Source organism: Hymenobacter sp. BT559, assembly GCF_016427535.1.
GTDB lineage: Bacteria > Bacteroidota > Bacteroidia > Cytophagales > Hymenobacteraceae > Hymenobacter.
The window spans coordinates 360922-377782 of sequence record NZ_JAELXV010000005.1 but is presented as its reverse complement, the minus strand read 5'-3'; the positions used below and the strand labels follow the sequence as shown (position 1 = coordinate 377782).

Below are 16861 nucleotides of genomic sequence, written 5' to 3'. Positions count from 1 at the left end.
GGCCTTTTTGGGTACCTAGGGCTAAGCCCTGGCTAACCGCCTTGGGTCGAAGCGGTAGCGCGCCCCGCCAAACCAGTACAGCATGAGTGCCCGCGAGTAGCGCAGAGCAGCCGGGGCCAGCGCTAGCGCCGCGCCAGCCACCGTGAGCACATAGACCCACACGTCGGGGTCGCCGCCCACGAAGTAGAGCAGCGCGCCTATCGTGAGCACCGTGGCCACGTTGAAGCCGTAGCTGATAAACATGGCGCCCCAGTAGAAGCCGGGCTCAGGCTCGAGGGGCACGGCGCACACTTCGCAATGCTCGGGCATGTCGGTAAAGTGCGCCAGGTTGAAGGCTGAATGCGTGAACAAGCGCCCCTCGTGGCAGTGGGGGCAACGCAGCGAAAGCAGGGCAAGCGTGGGAGAGGCAGGGGCAGCCATGATGGTAGGAGTCAAGGAGTGAAGCCACAAAGGGCACTAGCCGAATGGGCACTACAAAGGTCCGACCCGCGCACCCCACCCGACTAGCCCAATTACGGCCTCTTCTAGGACAAGTTACCTTTTTGCCGAAACGCCTCGGGGCTCAGGCCCACATACTTACGAAAGTAGCGCCCGAAATACGACGGGTCGTCGAAGCCTAGCTCATCGGCTACTTGCGCCACGCTCAGGGCGGTATGCGTGAGCAGCCGTTGGGCTTCGAGCACCACACGGGCGTGGATGAGGTCGCTGGCGGTTTGGCCCAGTACGCGCCGGCAAAGGGCGTTGAGATAGTTGGCCGTGAGGTGCAAAAGCTCGGCATATTCGCGCACGCCGCGCCGAGTGCGGTAGTGCTGATTGAGCAGCGCGCCAAACTGCCGAATCTGGCTTTGGGCCAGGCCAGCCTCGGTAGTGGCCGGGGCAGCGGGGTAGTAGCGGGTAGCCAGCTCCAGGATGAGCCCTAGGTAGGCGCGTAGTACCTCGACCTGGTTAGGGTGGTCGGTCTGGTACTCGTGTAGCAGCTGCTCGAAAAGCGGTGCTAGCTCATTAGCAGCCGGCAAGTAAAGCGCGGGCGGGTGGGCATTGTCGAAGAAAGGCAGCGCCAGCAGGTCGCGCTCGGGGTAGCGAAACTGGTAAAAGCTGGGCTCGAAAAACACCACGATGCCCTCGGCATCGGGCCCTAGGTGCCACTGGTGCACCTGCCCCGGCGCCAGAAAGAACACGCTGCCCGGCCCTAGGTCATACGTTACCAGGTCCACGGTGTGTGTGCCGGAGCCCTGCGTGACATACAGCAGCAGGTAAAACGAGTGCCCGTGCGGCGCATTCACGTGCGGAAACCGCTCGACGTGCGCGCGCAGCTGCTCGGCATAGTAAGGCGTGCGGGCGTGCGGAAACGGGGCCAGCGCCAGCACCGGCGGGGTAGGGGCTTTCAAACGTGCGAATAGGATACCTAGGTGCAAAGATGCTAACTAAGGCTAGCCTGCCCGCTCGGCGGTGCTCACGGGCAGCCACTCGTCGCGTAGGCAGCCGGGGCAGGTGGCGGGCGTGTCGGTGGCCAAGTGCTGCACGTGGCCGCAGCAGTAGCAGGCGTGGGGGCCGGCGGTATCGGCGCGGCGCAGCAGGCGCTCGCAGCGCTCGGGCCTGATGGGCAGACCCGCCTGCACGGGGTCGGTGGTGGGGTAGAAATAGACGCTCAGGCTGCCGGTGGCTTCCATGTAGGCCAGGCGCACCTGGCCCAGATGCTCGACCTGCTGCTGCCGCAGCTCGCCAAACAGCTCTTTCTGCGTAAGCCGCAGCTGCTTAAAGTTTTCAAGCTTGATGCGGCCATCCTCAATGAGCAGCACGGGCTTGCCCTCCAGCCAGTCGCTGAGGCGCGGAAAGCGCCGCGTGAGCAGGTTGAACAGCCAGTACAGGCCCGTGACGACCACGAACACCACCGCCGCATAGAGCAGCGAGGTAGTACCGTAAAACATAGTGTCACCCGCCGCCGAGCCGAGCGCCAGCACCAGGCTGATTTCAAAAATGGACAACTGCCGCACCCCGCGCCGGCCCGTGACCCGCAGTGCGATGATGATAATAAAGTACATAACCACGCAGCGAAACACAATTTCGCCTAGGTAGGCCGGGGGCGTGCGGGGCGTCCAGATGATGCGGTGCCAGTCGAAGGGCACGAGCGGCGTGGCGGCGAGCAGCATAAACTAAAAGCGCGTAGAGGAGTAGGTAGGAACAGCCGCCCGGCGGCAGCCCGTAATTTTACAGCCTGCTTTTACGATAACCTCCGCTATGAGATACCCGCTGCTCGCCGCTACCGCGCTGCTGCTTACCGCCGCCGCGCCGGCCACTACCACAGTCGCGCCGCGCAGCCGCACGTTTTTGCTGACGTGCAAGGCCGTGGTGCCCGCGCAGTCGGTTGGCACTAAGCAGGTAGAGTTCTGGATGCCGGTGCCGCACAACGACAAAAGCCAGAATATTCGCGACCTCAAGATTGAGGCATCTGCGCCCTACAGGATTCGCAAAGCGGGGGATACGCAGGTCGATGGACCCAATTACACCATCGAGACTGACCTCTACGGTAATAAAATCCTGCACCTAATAGTATCGGCTGCCTCAGTTGTGCCAGATGTTTCTCTTACCTCTAAGCAAGTTGCTCAGCTTCCGGCTGCTCCCATCGAGCCGTTCACCGTCACGCTCACGGCCCAGGTTACGCGGCGCGAGCATCTCAACCTGCGCGCCACTGACGACCACGCCCCCGCCGAAACCGAAGCCACCGACCCCAATCTCAAGCGCTGGCTAGCGGCCGACCGGTTGGTGCCGCTCGACGCTAAAATCAAGGCCCAGGCTCAGGAAGTGGTAGCCAACGCCCACGCCACCACGCCACTGGCCAAGGCCCGCGCCATCTACGAGCACGTAGTCAGCACCGTGACCTACGACAAAACTGGCCAGGGCTGGGGCCGCGGCGACATTTACTACGCCTGCGACGCCCGGCGCGGCAACTGTACCGACTTCCACGCCATCGTCATCGGCTATTGCCGGGCCCTAGGTATCCCGGCGCGCTTCAGCATCGGCCTGCCGCTGCCCGCCGACCGCGGCAAGGGTGAGGTGAAAGGCTACCACTGCTGGGCCGAGTTTTTCACGAAAGAAACCGGCTGGGTGCCCGTCGATGCCTCGGAGGCAGCCAAAAACCCCGACAAGCGCAAGTACTTCTTCGGCGCGCACGACGAAAACCGCGTTGAGTTTACCCGCGGCCGCGACCTTACGCTGATGCCCAAGCAAGCCGGACCGCCGCTCAATTATTTCGTGTATCCCTACGCCGAGGCCGACGGCCAGCCGATAGAAAATGTGGCCCGCACCTACACGTTTGAAGACGTAGCGGAGAAGTAATCAAGGCATATTAGCCACCTAAAAACCCGGCTGTCCTGCTGAGCTTGCGAAGCATCTTCTCACGTTGGAATAACTCATCCTAGCGTGATAAGATGCTTCGCAAGCTCAGCATGACAGCCGGCTTTTGGTTACGGTTTTTAGTAGTTATTATGTAGCTAGTACACTACCTATGAAGACTAGGGCGCCAGCACTAGCTTACCGAAGTTCTCGCCCGAAAACAGCTTATTCAGCGTGGGGAGGAAGTTTTCGATGCCGTGCTCGGTTTGCACTTTGGGCGTGGTGAGCTTGCCTTCGCGCAGCCAGCCAGCCATTTCGCGGGCCGCGTCGCCGAAGCGGGCGGCGTTGTCGCCCACCAAAATGCCTTCCATGCGGGCGCGGTTCACGAGCAGCATCATATAGTTGGCGGGGCCTTTGCCCGGGGCCGTGTTGTTATACTGTGAGATGGCGCCGCAGATGACGATGCGGGCCTTCAAATTAATCTGAAGCAGTACCGTGTCCAGGATTTCGCCGCCCACGTTGTCGAAATACACGTCGATGCCCTGGGGGCAGGCGGCGCGCAGGGCGGCAGCCACGTCCTCGGTTTTATAGTTGATGCAGGCATCAAACCCCAGTTCGTTGACACAGTAATCCACCTTGGCCTGGTCGCCGGCGATGCCCACCACGCGGCAGCCTTTGAGCTTGGCAATTTGGCCTACCACGCTGCCCACGGCGCCGGCCGCGCCGCTCACCACTACCGTGTTGCCGGGCTGGGGCTGGCCGGTGTCGAGCAAGCCAAAGTAGGCCGTCATGCCGGGCATGCCGAGGGTAGCCAGGTAGGTTTCGAGGGGCGCGAGGCTGGTATCAACCTTGAGCAGGTAAGCGGGGTTAGCGGGGTCCTGGGCGGCGTCGCCCTCGCGCACCACGTACTGCTGAGCACCTAGGACGCCCGTCACGTAGTCGCCCACCGCAAAGCTGGGGTGCTGCGACTCCACGACTTGGCCTGCTGCCAGCGCCCGAAACACCTCGCCGATTCCGATGGGCGGCGCGTAGCTTTTGCCCTCATTCATCCAGCCGCGCATGGCGGGGTCGAGCGAGATTAAGTCGACTTTGACAAGTACTTGGCCCGCGGTGAGGGGCGGCACCTCAACAGTTTCGATGGTTAAGTTTTCGGGCTGGGGCAGGCCTTTGGGGCGCGAGGCCAGCAGCACGCGATTGTTGGAATAAGACATAGGGAATGTAACTAACTGAAAGCGCCGCCCTAGGTAGGCGGCGCTTTTTGATGGAAAACTAGGCGGCTTTAGCAGGGGCGGGCGCTTGCAGCTCGGCCACATCGGCGGCGGTGAGCTGAAGGTCCATGGCTTCGGTAAGCTCCTGCACCTGGCCGGGGCTGGTGCCGCTTGCTATGGGCGCCGTGATGCCGGGCGCCTGCATCAGCCAGGCCAGCGCTACCTGGGCCGGAGTGGCCGAGTGGCGGTCGGCCACCGCGTCGAGGGCTTTCAAGATTTGGAAGCCTTTGTCGTTGAGGTACTTCTTGCCGATGCCCGCACCGCGCTGGCTTTTCTGCAAGTCGGCCTCGCTGCGGTACTTGCCGGTGAGGAAGCCGGCGGCCAGCCCGAAATACGGAATCACGCCGATGCCGCTGGCCTGCACAATGCCTAGGTCGTCTTTTTCGAAGGTCTCACGGTCGTAGAGGTTGTATTCGGGCTGGAGGCTTTCATAGCGCGGCAGGCCGTGCTGAGCGGCGTCGAGGGCGGCTTGCAGGCGCTCGGGCTTGAAGTTGGACGCGCCGATGGCCCGGATTTTACCTTCTTTCAGCAGCTCGGCGTAAGCTTCGAGCGGCTCAGTTACGGGCAGGCTCTCGTCGTCTTTGTGGCTCTGGTAGAGGTCAATGTAATCGGTTTGCAAGCGCTTCAAGGACGCCTCCACGGCCTGCTTGATGTAGGCTTTCGACAAGCCTTGCTTGCCATCACCTAGGTCCATGCCCACTTTGGTGAAAATGAGCACGTCGTCGCGGCGGCCGCGCTGCTTGAGCCACTTGCCAATCACGGTTTCGGACTGCCCGCCGCCCTGGTGGCCGGGCACCCAGGCCGAGTACACGTCGGCGGTGTCGATAGCATTGCCGCCGCCCGCCACAAATGCGTCGAGCACGGCGAAGGAAGTCGGTTCGTCGGCCGTCCAGCCGAATACGTTGCCGCCCAGCACCAGCGGGGCGATGTGCAGGCCCGAGTGGCCAAGTTCACGATGGGTTGCCATAAGTTGAATCGTCGAATGAAGGAGTCGTTGCGCGGAGCGCAGGCGCCAAGCCGCCGTTGCCTCGTGGTTTATAACTCCCAAACGCGACCTAGGTTACTTCACCAAGCTTAGGGCTACCCTAGGTTATCATTCAACAACGTTTGTCATGCTACTCCTTATTCAGCACTAGCAGCAGGCCTTGCAACTCCTGGTTGAGCAGGCGCACGGCCGATTGCAGCTCGTTCAGCATGTTGGCGCGCACCGTGAGCTCTTCGGCCGAGTACTGGCCGCCCTGACCGAACAGCAGCGCGGCAAACTGCCGGCCCTTCTTTGATTCGGGGCGGGCGAGCTGGCCGTAGTGCTCCCAGCGCTGGCGGGTGTTGTGGGCCAGGCTAGTTTGACCGCTGTTGCTGAACGCCGGCTCGGTGAGCATGTACCACACGCTGGGCGAAAACACGTCAGATGCAGGCTTTTCGCCCCAAACATCGGCCAGCAGATTACGCGGATGCTTAAACTCGGCCGTGTGCTCGCCGCCTAGGGTCAGCAGCCCCAGCCCCGCTGCCAGCAGCCCACCCCCAATGCCAAAGGCGTACTGCGCCGACTTGTTTTCGAGAACCGTGGTGCCAATGCCACTGATTGCCCCAATGCCAATAGACAGCACGTTGAAGCGCTGGGTGCGGCGGTCGTCCTGCTCGCTGAGGTAGCCCGCCACCTGGTCGGCGCGCTCGCCCTCGCAGTCGAGCTCGGCGGCCACGCTGGCCACGGCGGTGCTCACCAGGATTACCTGGGCCATGATGCGCTGGCGCTGACGCACTACGGCTAGGTCGGCGGCGGTGCTGGGCTGGCGGCGGGCGGTTTGCTCCAGGGTCAGCAGCTCTTGCAGCTGCGGCAAAATACCCGCCGCATTGGCCGCCAGTAGGTTGCGGCGCGGGTAGCGAGCCAGCAGTGCGGGCGTTAGGGCCGCCTCAAAATTGGCCTTGGGCAGCAGGGCCGGGTCGTAGCGGTAGGAGAGGGGCGGGTCGCAGTAGCCGGCGGCCACGCGCAGGCGGGTGGTAGAGCGGGTACCGGCGCAGCTAGCCAGCATGAGGAGCAGGGCGCAGAGGTAGAGCTTCGGCATAGAGCTAACGCACGAGGTTAGTTGAGAGCCCTAAGCTACCTCGTACAGCTCCAGCGGCAGTCCGTCGGGGTCGCTGAAAAACGTAAACCGCCGCCCCGTAAACTCATCGACCCGCACCGGCTCGCACGCCACGCCGTGCGCCCCCAGGTGCGCGATGGCGGCTTCTACATCGGCCACCGCGAAGGCCAGGTGGCGTAGGCCTTGCGCCTCGGGCCGGCTGGCGCGCGGCGGCGGATTAGGGAAAGAAAACAGCTCGATGACGTACTGCCCCTGCACCGCCAAATCGAGCTTGTAAGAGTAGCGCTCGGCGCGGTGCACCTCGCGGATAATTTCGAGACCTAGGGCCTCAGTATAAAAGGCTTTGGAGCGCGCATAGTCGGCGCAGATGATGGCGATGTGGTGCACGCCAAGCAGGGGAGTAGTCATGGGGCGAAAGTAGGGCATACTTTCAGTCGGCGAGTGGTCGGCACCCTCACTCGCCGACTGAAAGCTCGCGCTACGCTACCCAGCTTACTTTCTCGGCTATGGGGCTACGCTTGCCATCGGGCACAGTGGTACGCGGATACCCTAGGTTAAAGAAACCAAGTAATTTATCCTCGGGCCCGAGGCCGAAAAATGCCTTGGCTTCGTCGGTGTACGTGACGCCGCCGGTGCTCCAAAAGCCACCTACGCCGTAGGCGTGGGCCGACAGCGCCAGGTTTTGCACGGCGCAGGCCACGGCTTCTACTTCCTCGATTTCGGGTAGGCCTTGGTCTACGCGCTTCATCCCGATGGCAATGACGTGCGAGCACTGCCCTGGCGACTCGCGCAGCTTGTCATACTTGCCCTCGCTGAACTTGGGGCCAGCCGTTTGCTTGTACAGCTCGGCCTGAAAATCAGCGAGCTTTTGCAAGCCTGCGCCCGTGAACACGGTGAAGCGCCACGACTCGGTGCGCTTGTGGCTGGGCGCCCAGTTAGCGTTTTCGAGCAGCTGCCAAATAATGTCGTCGGGGATGATTTTACCGGGTTCGAACTGCGCCACAAAGACGCTGCGCCGCGTGCGAATAAGGTCGTTGAGCTGCTGGGGATTGAAGGACATGTAACGAACTAAAGAGTGATTTCTAATGGACTGTCATTGCGCGCGCAGCGAAGCAAGCGCACCCAAATGGCGTGGCTGAACAGGTGCGATTGCTTCGCTGCGCTCGCAAGGGCAGATGCCAGTGCACCTGCAACCGCGGCGGTTGGCGCACTGTCTTTATCAACCGCTAACCTAGGCAGACGTTTCTTGCGCCCCCAAACCTTATCTAGCGGCTCGCTTATCGCCCAATCCCCCTATTTTTCATGACCAAACCCTCTATTACCCGGCTGCTGGCTGGCGCAGCGCTGCTGCTCGGCGCGGCCACGGCCCAGGCCCAACGCACGCCGCCACCCCCGCCGCCCCCGGCCAATATGCCGCCCTACGATGCGCGGGCGCTGTTTCAGCCCGACTATCTCGACCAGCCGGCGCCTAGCACCCGCACCGGCGGCGGCAAGCCCGGCGCTACCTACTGGCAAAACGCGGCTGACTACCAAATCGCGGCCAACCTTGATGAGAAGGCTGCTCGCGTAACGGCTACCGCCACCATTACTTACACCAACAACAGCCCCGACGAACTGCCCTTCGTGTGGCTGCAAGTAGACCAGAATCTGTTTCGCAACGACTCGCGCGGGGCAGCGGCCACGCCCATCGGCGGCGGGCGCTTCGGCAACTCGGCGCGGGGCTTCCAGGGCGGCGATTCGCTGCAGTCGGTGAACATCGAGCTGCACGGCAAGAAGCTGAAAGCCAGCTATCGCGTGAGCGATACGCGCCTGCAAATCATCTTGCCCGAGGCCATGAAGCCCAAGGGCGACAAGCTCAAAATCACCATTGCCTACGGCTTCAACATCCCTGAGTACGGGGCCGACCGCCTAGGGCGCCTCAAAACTCCCAATGGCGAAATATTCGAGGTGGCGCAGTGGTACCCGCGCATGGCCGTGTACGACGACATTTCGGGCTGGAATACGCTGCCTTATATGTCGGCCGAGTTTTACCTCGACTACGGCAACTTCGACTACACCCTCAACGTGCCCGCCAACTATCTAGTGGGTGGCTCGGGCCAACTCGTGAACGGCGCCGAAGTGCTGACGGCCAAGCAAGTGCAGCGCCTAGCCCAGGCCGCTACTTCTGACAAAACCGTAATCGTGCGCGGCGCCGACGAGGTGACGCAGGCCAGCTCGCGCCCGGCCGGCCGCAACGGCCGCCTCACCTGGCACTTTAAGTGCCAGCAGGCCCGCGATGTGGCTTGGGCCGCCTCGGCCGCCTTCGTGTGGGATGCCGCCAAAATGAACCTGCCCAGCGGCCGCAAGTCGCTGGCCATGTCGCTGTACCCCGCCGAAGTAGCGCAGGACTCGGCCTGGGGCCGCTCGACCGAATACGTGAAGAAGAGCATCGAATACAACTCGAAGCAGTGGTACGAGTACACCTACCCCGTGGCCACCAACGTGGCTGGCGTAGTAGGCGGCATGGAATACCCGGGCATCGTATTCTGCGGCGTGCGCGCCAAGAAGGGCAGCCTGTGGGGCGTAACCGACCACGAGTTTGGCCACAATTGGTTCCCGATGATAGTGGGCTCGAACGAGCGCAAATACCCCTGGATGGACGAAGGTTTCAACACCTTTATCAACATCTTGAGCAGCCAAGACTTCAACAACGGCGAGTATAAAGAGCAGGGCGACGTAGCCAACCGCATTGCACCCGGCGTGACCCGCGCCATGTACGCCCCCGAGGCCGACGTGCCCTACACCGTGCCCGACGTGACGCAGAGCCGCAACCTAGGCTACGCCGCCTACTCCAAAACCGGCTACGGCCTGTACTTGCTGCGCCAGGAAATCCTGGGCCCCGAGCGCTTCGACTACGCCTTCCGCACCTACATCAAGCGCTGGGCCTTCAAGCACCCGCAGCCGCGCGACTTCTTCCGCACCATGAACGAGGTGGCCGGCGAAGACCTGAGCTGGTTCTACCACGAGTGGTTCTTCGAGAACTGGCTGCTCGACCAGGCCGTAAACTCGGTAGCCTACGTGAACCAGGACCCCACCAAGGGCGCCCTCATCACCATCGAAAACAAAGGCCAGGCCGCCATGCCCGTGACCGCCGAAATCACGGAAACCAACGGCAAGAAAACCACCGTGCGCCTGCCCGTCGAAATCTGGCAGCGCGGCGGCACCTGGACTTTCCGCACCAGCACCACCTCGCCGCTCACGCAGGTAGTGCTGAACCCGACTAACATTTTACCCGACGTAAACCGGAGCAACAACACCTGGCGGGCACAGAAGCTGGCTGAGTAAACTGCACGCTTCTTCACAATAAAAAGGCCTTTCACGCTAGCGTGAAAGGCCTTTTTGTTTTTAATAAGGTAGCGCGCCTAGGGCCTGAAGGCGACTGGGCAGGCTCTAGGTTCATGACTGAGAAGATACCGAGAGGCCGCCCCGAATGAGGGCGGAAAAGGCGATGGCCGCTTCCTGCTCGCTGCTCTGCCCGCTCAGCATGAGTGCGCAGAGGGCTTCTCCGGCGCCAACCAGCCCGACGCAGCATCTGTGCAGTGCGGCTGGGAGTAGCGAGCTGTGGGGCGCCAGGGTAGCACTGAACAGCTGTACATAACCGGCCAGCAGCTCCTGCTGCACCGCGCCCATTTCCTCGCTGCCTGCCAGCGCGGCCCTTACCGCGTGTAGCTCGCCGCCCGTGTCAACAGCGCAGTGAATGTAGGCTGTGGCAAGTACGTCGGCCGTGTCCCGCAAATTATCCTGAACGCGCGTTAGGGCTTCCTGCAAAGCCTGCAATTGCTGCTCATCTAGCAGCTTATAGAGCGCGGTCAGTAGCCCTAGACGGGTGCTGAAATGCTCGTAGGTAATGGGCTTCGACACGCCGGCCCGGGTGGCTAGGTGCCCTAGGGTAAGGCGGTCGGCCCCCTCCTTGCGGATAATAACGAGGGCCGTGTCAAGCAGTTGTTGCCGACGGCTCTCTTTTGATAGTCTGCTGGCAGTGGGTTTAAACGCTTCTTTTTCTGAGGGTTGAGCCATAACTAGCATAGTCTCCTTCGAGAATATTAAGTAACTTACTATTGGTAACTTACTAATGGTAGGTTATCTTTGTCAAAAGTAATCACTACCTGTTCGCATCTCTCATGACACAACATCCCATTCTTTTGGTTGGTGGCTCGGGCACGGTGGGCCGCTGGGTAGCCCACTTGTTGCACGAGGCCCACCCCAACGTACCCCTGCTGCTGGGCGGCCGCGACCTGACCAAGGCGCAGGAAGCCGCGGCCGCGGTGCCCAGCGCCGAAGGCATCGCGCTCAATCTTGCTGCGGAAGACCTAGGACTAGGCCAGCGCCCCGTGAGTGCCGTGGTGGTTTTCTTTACCGACCACCAACTGGCCGCACTGCGGTTTGCTCAGGCCCGCGGCGTGCCGCACCTGAGCATTTCGGCGGGCATCTTCGAGATGGGCCCTGAGGTAGCCACCTACATGCACCAGCCGCAGGCGGCCCCCGTGGTGCTGGGTACGGAGTGGCTGGTCGGCGCTACTACTATTCCCACGCTGGAATTTGCAAAGACATTCAGCCGGGTGCACGCCATCACGATTGGCGCGCTGCTCGATGAGCAAGACGCCACGGGCCCGGCCGGCTTCGCGGACTTCGAGCGCCAAAATAAAACCATGCCCGCGGCGCTGGTGCGGCGCGACGGGGCCTTTATCTGGCAAGCAGGCGACGAGAATAAAACCTCGTTTCGCGCCGTAGACGGCACCGAGCAACCAGCCGACATTTTCTCCTTCTACGACGTGCTCGGTCTAGCCACGGCCACCGGCGCACCCAATGTGCAGTTTCAATTGGCGCTGGGCGTCAGCTCTACCCGCCGCCAGGGCGGGCCTATGTCTACTGAAATTCTCATCGACCTCGCCGGCGAAGACCACGCGGGGCAGCCGCTGCGTACCCGGCACGCGGTGGTGCATCCGCAGGGGCAAATGCCCTTGACGGGCCTTGGCGTGGCCCTGCTGCTAGAGCGGCTGCTCGGCCTGGATGGCCAGCCCGCGGTGCCGCCGGGGCTGTACTTCCCGTACCAGCTCCTGGAGCCTGCTACATACCTGGCCCGCCTCCGGCAAATTGGCGGGCAGGTACTGACGCTGGAGGCAGTGCTAGAGGATTAATAGCGCGGGTTTACTCAATAAAGCTACCGCAAGGCTAATGCGAAATCGTCTTGGAGAAAAGCTGCATCACGAGCACACCGATGACGATGAGCGCAATGCCGGCTAAGGCTGGGAAATCAAGCTTTTGCTTGAGAAAAACGAAGCCGATAATCGTGACCAGCACAATGCCCACGCCGCCCCAGATGGCATACGCCACGCCCATCGGAATGCTCTTGAGCGCAAAGCTGAAAAAGTAGAACCCTAGGCCATAGCCCGCCACCGTAATGAGGCTGGGCACGAGCTTGGTGAACTGGTTCGAGGCCGCCAAGGCAGAAGTACCGATGACCTCGCTGATGATGGCCAGAAAAAGGAAGACGTAGGGCATGGGGTAGGGGAGGGAAATACAGGCTGTCAGGCAGCGCGCAGCGAAGCAACTCGCGTGGTGCAGTAAACTCAGGCACCTAGGTTTACTACACCACGCCAGATGCTTCGCTGCGCTTTGTATAACCAACGTTAGTAGGCGCTTATGGATGATAGCGTTAATCGCGGGTGCGCAGCACGCGGTAGCCGTGGGCGGGCACGGTGCGCGCCTTGGCCTGCGCCAGCGTTAGCTGCTCGCCGCTGAACACATCGAACAAGCCCTTTTGCGGATTGACGACCGTTTTTTGGCCCGGCAGCTCCAGCGGCTCGGCCGTGGCGTTGATGAGTACGATGATAGCCGAGCCGCCCTTTTCGCGCACGAAGCCATAGAGACCGGCCGGCCCCGTGAGGCGCTGGAAGCGGCTGCCGGGGTCGCCATTGCGCAGAGCGGGGTGGCGCTTTTTGAGCTGCAAAAGCTTAGTGTAGAAACCCTGCAGCGGAAAATCCTGCCAGTCTATTGTGTCGCGCTCGAAAAATTCGAGCCGCTTGTTCAACGCAGCTTCCTGGCCCGAGTAGAGCAGGGGCATACCTGGCAGCAGGGCCGTGAGCACGGCGAAGGGCAGCGCCAGTGGCCCTAGGCGCTCGTACTCGGTGCCATCCCAGGAGTTCACGTCGTGGTTGCTGATGAAGTGCATGAGGTACACGCTGGGCGGGTACTTTTCGCGCTCGGCGGCCAGGTACGCGTCGATGTCGCCTAGGTCGGCTTTGCCCTCGGCAATGTGGTCGAGCAGATAGTGTAGGCGCAGGCCGAAGGTCATGTTAAAGGCCCGTTCCAGCAGCTGGGTTTCGGAGTTGAACTCCTCCCAGCTGAGGCCGCCTGAGGGATAAAGCTCGTCCCACTCAGCCAGCATAAATACGGGCTTAATGGCGTCGAGCGCGGGGCGGGCCTCGTCCCAAAAGTCGGTAGGTACCAGGCCGGCCACGTCGCAGCGGTAGCCGTCGATATTGGCTTCACGCATCCAATAGCAGAGTGCGTCGGTCATGTACTGGCGCAGCTCGCGGTTGGTGTAGTCGAAGGCGACCACATCGGTCCAGTCGGCCACGGGCGGCACTAGCTCGCCGGCCGCATCGTGCTGGTACCACTCGGGGTGCTGCTGTATCAGGGCATTGTCGCGGCTGGTGTGGTTGGCCACCCAGTCGAGGATGACTTTCAGCCCTAGGTCGTGGGCCGTTTGCACGAGGTGCTTGAGGTCGTCTAGGGTGCCAAACTCTGGGTTTACCCCATAGTAGTCTTGCACTGCGTAGGGCGAACCTAGGCTGCCCTTGCGCCCCACCTGCCCGATGGGGTGAATCGGCATCAGCCACACAATAACGACGCCCATTTTTGCCAGGCGCGGCAGGTGCGTCTCGAAAGCCCGAAAAGTGCCCTCAGGCGTGTAGTTGCGCACATTTACTTCGTAAATCGTGGCGGTGGCGGCCCATTCGGGGTGAGCTACGGTGAAGCGGTGGGCGTGCGGGTGCGCGTCGGACATAAGCGAAAAGGCGCGTGGCCGAGCTAGCCCGCGCAAAAAGAAAGGTAGAGCGTGCTATACGCGGGAAGGATGGCTAGCGCTGCCCCTTAGCCGCTGCCGGGCTGCTGTGGCTAAGGGGCATCGGCCCAGGTAAGCGGGCGCGGCAGGTGCGCCGTGGCGAGGTTTTGTACAAAAAAGCAAGGGCAGCGCGGCGTGGCAAAATAACGGCCCCCGGCGGGTAGGCGCGGGACCGGCTGGGCCCAGCTAACCCTCGCTATTCTTCGCTTACTAAATCTAGCGGTTCGCGGTATAGAAGGCTGGGTTGAGCGAGAAAGAGAAAAGGCAGGCTGGGGCGGAAATTACTTTTGTAATGTCATCGCAAGGCGCTGATAAAAAGTTATATAAATTCAATAGAGAAGAGTTTTTGAAATGGGCTCGCTACGGGCGACCAGCAAAAGCTCCTGATTCTTATCCCGCTCCCTTCTCGCAAAATCTTTACGCTATCTCAGGTTATGGCTATCGCTTTCCGCTCCTTTTTGCTTTTGCTCGCTACGCTGGGTGCCACCGCCGCCCAGGCCCAGACGCCTACTCTGGAGTTTGCCCCCGGCGCGGGCAACTCTACGGCCAGCGGCCCCACAGCCGCCAATCAGCTGGTTACTTTCCAAAACAACACGACTAACCCTACCAGCAATACGATGACGGCTTATTCGCCGGCCGTCACCACCACGTTCGCGCTCAGCAACCAGCAGTTTACGCTGCCCACCAGCCGCATTGCCAACGGGGCCGGCGTGGCTTTCGGTGCGGGGTTGTCTACTACAAGCGGCACGGCCCCGGCTTTCGCGCTGCTGCCGCTGCTCAATGCCGTGGGCGGCTCTAGCAATGCCAACTACACCTCGGCCAGCGGCGTGGCGGGCGGCATCGACGTGGCGGCCAACAGCGGGGCGGAGGTATTTACCTCTATCGAGCCGCTGCCCGCCACCCTGCCCGCCAACACGGCCCGCTACCAGTATGCCGACCTGACCCTCACCTTCAACCGGGCGGTAGTCAACCCGGTAGTGCACCTCACGGGCCTGGGCGGCTCGTTCACCACGGGCGGCGTCAAAACGGGCTACACCACCGAATTAGACCTCCTGACCAAGGGCTTGACGCTATCGGAGCTCAGCGGCTCGACTGAACTGACGGTCAACAGCACCCAGATTCTCAACAACGCGGCGCAGCCCGACGGTACCACGGGCAGCGGAGCCGCTAGCGGCTCGGTGCTGGTAACGACGCCAAGCCAAGGCATTACCACGCTGGTGTTCCGGCTGTACCTGCGCCCGGCGGCGAGCGGCGGGACTATCCACGGCGATAATGCCACCACCCACCTCGGCGATGGCTGGCTTATCAGCGTATCGACGCGCACAGCCACTACGGCCAACACGGCTGCTAGCATAGCCCCGCTACCGGTGCGGCTGGTCGAGTTTACGGCGCAGGCGGCCCCCGGTGGCCGCAGCGCACAGCTGGCCTGGGCTACTGCCACGGAGGTAAACAACGCTTATTTTGAAGTAGAGCGCAGCTTCGACGGCGCTACCTACGCGCCGCTGGGCCGCGTAGCCGGCCAGGGTATGAAGGCGACGACCACTACCTACGCCTTTGTAGACGAGCAAGGCCTGGGCGCGCAGCCGGCCGGTCTGGTGTACTACCGCTTGCGCCAGGTAGACCTCGATGGCACGGCCACCTACTCGCCGGTGCGCCCGGTGCGCCTAGGTGTTGCTAATGCAGCCGGGGCAGCCAGCCTCAGCCTGTATCCCAACCCCGCCCAAGCCAGCACTACCCTCGACCTGAGCGCTCTGCCCGCCACGGCTAGCTACCAAGTACTGGTACTTGACGCTACAGGCCGCCAGGTGCAGCGCATGCTGCTTGCCGGGGGGCAGCCCCAGCGCCTCGACCTGAGCTCTGTAGTTCCCGGCCTGTTCACGGTACTGGTAACGGGCCCGCAGGCCGATGGCACGCCGCTTCGCCAGGCCCTGCGCCTGCACAAAGAATAGCCCCTGTGGCCGGCTGCGAGCCAGCCGCGTAGCGGATGCCACTCGATAGCCTACGATGTTTAATAGCCAGCAAAAGCGAATGGAGGTGCCTTTCCCGGCCTCTCTATCCGCTTTTGCTGGCTAATTAGCGTATGTGGCAGCAGCTGCGTGCTGCACTGGGGTAGCCTAGAAGGGTAGAGGAGCTACGCTGCTCTCTTGGGAATAAAGCCGCTACTGCCGCCCCGGTAGCGTGGCCTGGCCGGGTAACACGCCTACTGTTCAGCAAGGCTTTGGGCAAAAACGGAAGCAACCTAATGAAATAACGCCGCTCTCGCCGCTGTCTGCCGAGCTTTTGCGTAAGCAGCTTGCTTACCTGCCCGTTATGCCTGCTACTTCGCCCTCGTTAGCCGCCACTGCTAGTCGCCCACGCAGCCTATGGCTGCCCGCTAATCTGGCCTGGGGCACATTTGGCACAATGGCAGCGCTTGTATTCGGACGGGGTAGTGTACCCTTCGATGCGCCGGTGCTGCTGGCGCTGCACCGCGCCGCCACGCCGGTGCTCGACCGGGTGGCCGTGTTTTTTACCATCGTGGGCAACACTGGCCCAATGATAGCGGCCGGTGTGCTCACCACCGCCGCGCTAGCCTACGCCGGTCGTCGGCGCGAGGCCTGGCTATTTGCGCTGGGCGTGGGCGGCTCGATGCTGCTCACGCAGGTTATCAAGCGAATAGCCGAGCGCCCGCGGCCCGACCTCTGGCCCAGCTTGCGGCCCGAGCACACGTTCAGCTTCCCGAGCGGCCACGCCATGGATACGGCTGCGCTGGCGGCCGCACTATTTTTTATCACGCCGCCCCACCGGCGCAAGTGGTGGGCTCTAGCGCCCTTGTTTGCGCTAAGTGTAGGCTGGGCGCGCATGTACCTAGGGGTGCATTTTCCTTCTGATGTATTGGCTGGCTGGAGCAGCGCCGTAGGCTGGGTGCTGCTGGTGCAATTGTGGGCCGCGCGGAATGTCGCGTCCGTTTCCAAATCGAGGCTAGCCTAAAACCAACTGTCATGCTGAGCGCAGCGAAGCATCTCTATCGCACCGTCTAACGAGGCAGCAGAGATGCTTCGCTGCGCTCAGCATGACAGTTGGTTTTACGCAAT

General features: G+C 62.1%; 16 protein-coding genes. 5 read left to right on the top strand and 11 right to left on the bottom strand.

Annotation, left to right across the window (positions count from 1 at the left end):
• Nucleotides 1-21: 21 nt before the first annotated feature.
• From JAO77_RS17865 to JAO77_RS17855, 3 genes are all read right to left on the bottom strand, one after another.
• On the bottom strand, nt 22-420 hold the full coding sequence (locus JAO77_RS17865; RefSeq protein ID WP_235998494.1) for a DUF983 domain-containing protein: 399 nt from the start codon (nt 418-420) through the stop codon (nt 22-24).
• Between the two features lie 104 nt (nt 421-524).
• Entirely contained in the window at nt 525-1388 is an 864-nt protein-coding gene (locus JAO77_RS17860; RefSeq protein ID WP_198991762.1) for an AraC family transcriptional regulator, read from the bottom strand.
• A 42-nt stretch (nt 1389-1430) separates the two neighbouring features.
• Nucleotides 1431-2150: a DUF421 domain-containing protein gene (locus tag JAO77_RS17855; RefSeq protein ID WP_198991761.1), complete on the bottom strand. Its 720-nt coding sequence runs from the start codon at nt 2148-2150 to the stop codon at nt 1431-1433.
• 88 nt (nt 2151-2238) lie between these two features.
• Between JAO77_RS17855 and JAO77_RS17850 the strand changes: the two genes are divergently transcribed.
• Nucleotides 2239-3336 carry a transglutaminase-like domain-containing protein gene (locus tag JAO77_RS17850; protein WP_198991760.1) on the top strand — a complete coding sequence of 366 codons (1098 nt, stop codon included), beginning with the start codon at nt 2239-2241 and terminating at the stop codon, nt 3334-3336.
• 176 nt (nt 3337-3512) lie between these two features.
• Here JAO77_RS17850 and JAO77_RS17845 read toward each other — a convergent pair whose 3' ends face one another.
• The 5 genes from JAO77_RS17845 to JAO77_RS17825 form a co-directional block, all read right to left on the bottom strand.
• Nucleotides 3513-4544, bottom strand: coding sequence for an NADP-dependent oxidoreductase (locus JAO77_RS17845; protein ID WP_198991759.1), 1032 nt, complete (start codon nt 4542-4544; stop codon nt 3513-3515).
• Nucleotides 4545-4602: 58 nt separating this feature from the next.
• Nucleotides 4603-5568, bottom strand: coding sequence for an aldo/keto reductase (locus tag JAO77_RS17840; RefSeq protein ID WP_198991758.1), 966 nt, complete (start codon nt 5566-5568; stop codon nt 4603-4605).
• 148 nt (nt 5569-5716) lie between these two features.
• Nucleotides 5717-6664 (bottom strand): hypothetical protein, encoded by a 948-nt coding sequence (locus JAO77_RS17835; protein ID WP_198991757.1) that lies wholly within the window; start codon nt 6662-6664, stop codon nt 5717-5719.
• A gap of 30 nt (nt 6665-6694) precedes the next feature.
• On the bottom strand, nt 6695-7090 hold the full coding sequence (gene gloA2 / locus JAO77_RS17830; protein ID WP_198991756.1) for an SMU1112c/YaeR family gloxylase I-like metalloprotein: 396 nt from the start codon (nt 7088-7090) through the stop codon (nt 6695-6697).
• A gap of 70 nt (nt 7091-7160) precedes the next feature.
• Entirely contained in the window at nt 7161-7742 is a 582-nt protein-coding gene (locus tag JAO77_RS17825; protein ID WP_198991755.1) for a nitroreductase family protein, read from the bottom strand.
• Nucleotides 7743-7984: 242 nt separating this feature from the next.
• Here JAO77_RS17825 and JAO77_RS17820 point away from each other — a divergent pair, with 242 nt between their 5' ends.
• Nucleotides 7985-10006 carry a M1 family metallopeptidase gene (locus tag JAO77_RS17820; RefSeq protein ID WP_198991754.1) on the top strand — a complete coding sequence of 674 codons (2022 nt, stop codon included), beginning with the start codon at nt 7985-7987 and terminating at the stop codon, nt 10004-10006.
• 111 nt (nt 10007-10117) lie between these two features.
• On the opposite strand, the gene JAO77_RS17815 is transcribed toward JAO77_RS17820, so the two are convergent.
• The gene (locus JAO77_RS17815; protein WP_198991753.1) at nt 10118-10738 is read right to left on the bottom strand and encodes a TetR/AcrR family transcriptional regulator; all 621 of its coding nucleotides are present in this window, start codon (nt 10736-10738) and stop codon (nt 10118-10120) included.
• Nucleotides 10739-10842: 104 nt separating this feature from the next.
• On the opposite strand from JAO77_RS17815, the gene JAO77_RS17810 reads away from it, so the two are divergent.
• Nucleotides 10843-11859, top strand: coding sequence for an SDR family oxidoreductase (locus JAO77_RS17810; RefSeq protein ID WP_198991752.1), 1017 nt, complete (start codon nt 10843-10845; stop codon nt 11857-11859).
• Between the two features lie 34 nt (nt 11860-11893).
• On the opposite strand, the gene JAO77_RS17805 is transcribed toward JAO77_RS17810, so the two are convergent.
• The gene (locus tag JAO77_RS17805) at nt 11894-12223 is read right to left on the bottom strand and encodes a DMT family transporter (protein WP_144847193.1); all 330 of its coding nucleotides are present in this window, start codon (nt 12221-12223) and stop codon (nt 11894-11896) included.
• A 154-nt stretch (nt 12224-12377) separates the two neighbouring features.
• Nucleotides 12378-13730, bottom strand: coding sequence for an alpha-amylase family glycosyl hydrolase (locus tag JAO77_RS17800; RefSeq protein WP_198991751.1), 1353 nt, complete (start codon nt 13728-13730; stop codon nt 12378-12380).
• A 491-nt stretch (nt 13731-14221) separates the two neighbouring features.
• Here JAO77_RS17800 and JAO77_RS17795 point away from each other — a divergent pair, with 491 nt between their 5' ends.
• Both JAO77_RS17795 and JAO77_RS17790 read left to right on the top strand, forming a co-directional pair.
• Nucleotides 14222-15736, top strand: coding sequence for a T9SS type A sorting domain-containing protein (locus tag JAO77_RS17795; protein WP_198991750.1), 1515 nt, complete (start codon nt 14222-14224; stop codon nt 15734-15736).
• A 361-nt stretch (nt 15737-16097) separates the two neighbouring features.
• Nucleotides 16098-16757, top strand: a complete 660-nt coding sequence (locus tag JAO77_RS17790; protein ID WP_198991749.1) for a phosphatase PAP2 family protein — start codon at nt 16098-16100, stop codon at nt 16755-16757.
• Nucleotides 16758-16861: the final 104 nt, after the last annotated feature.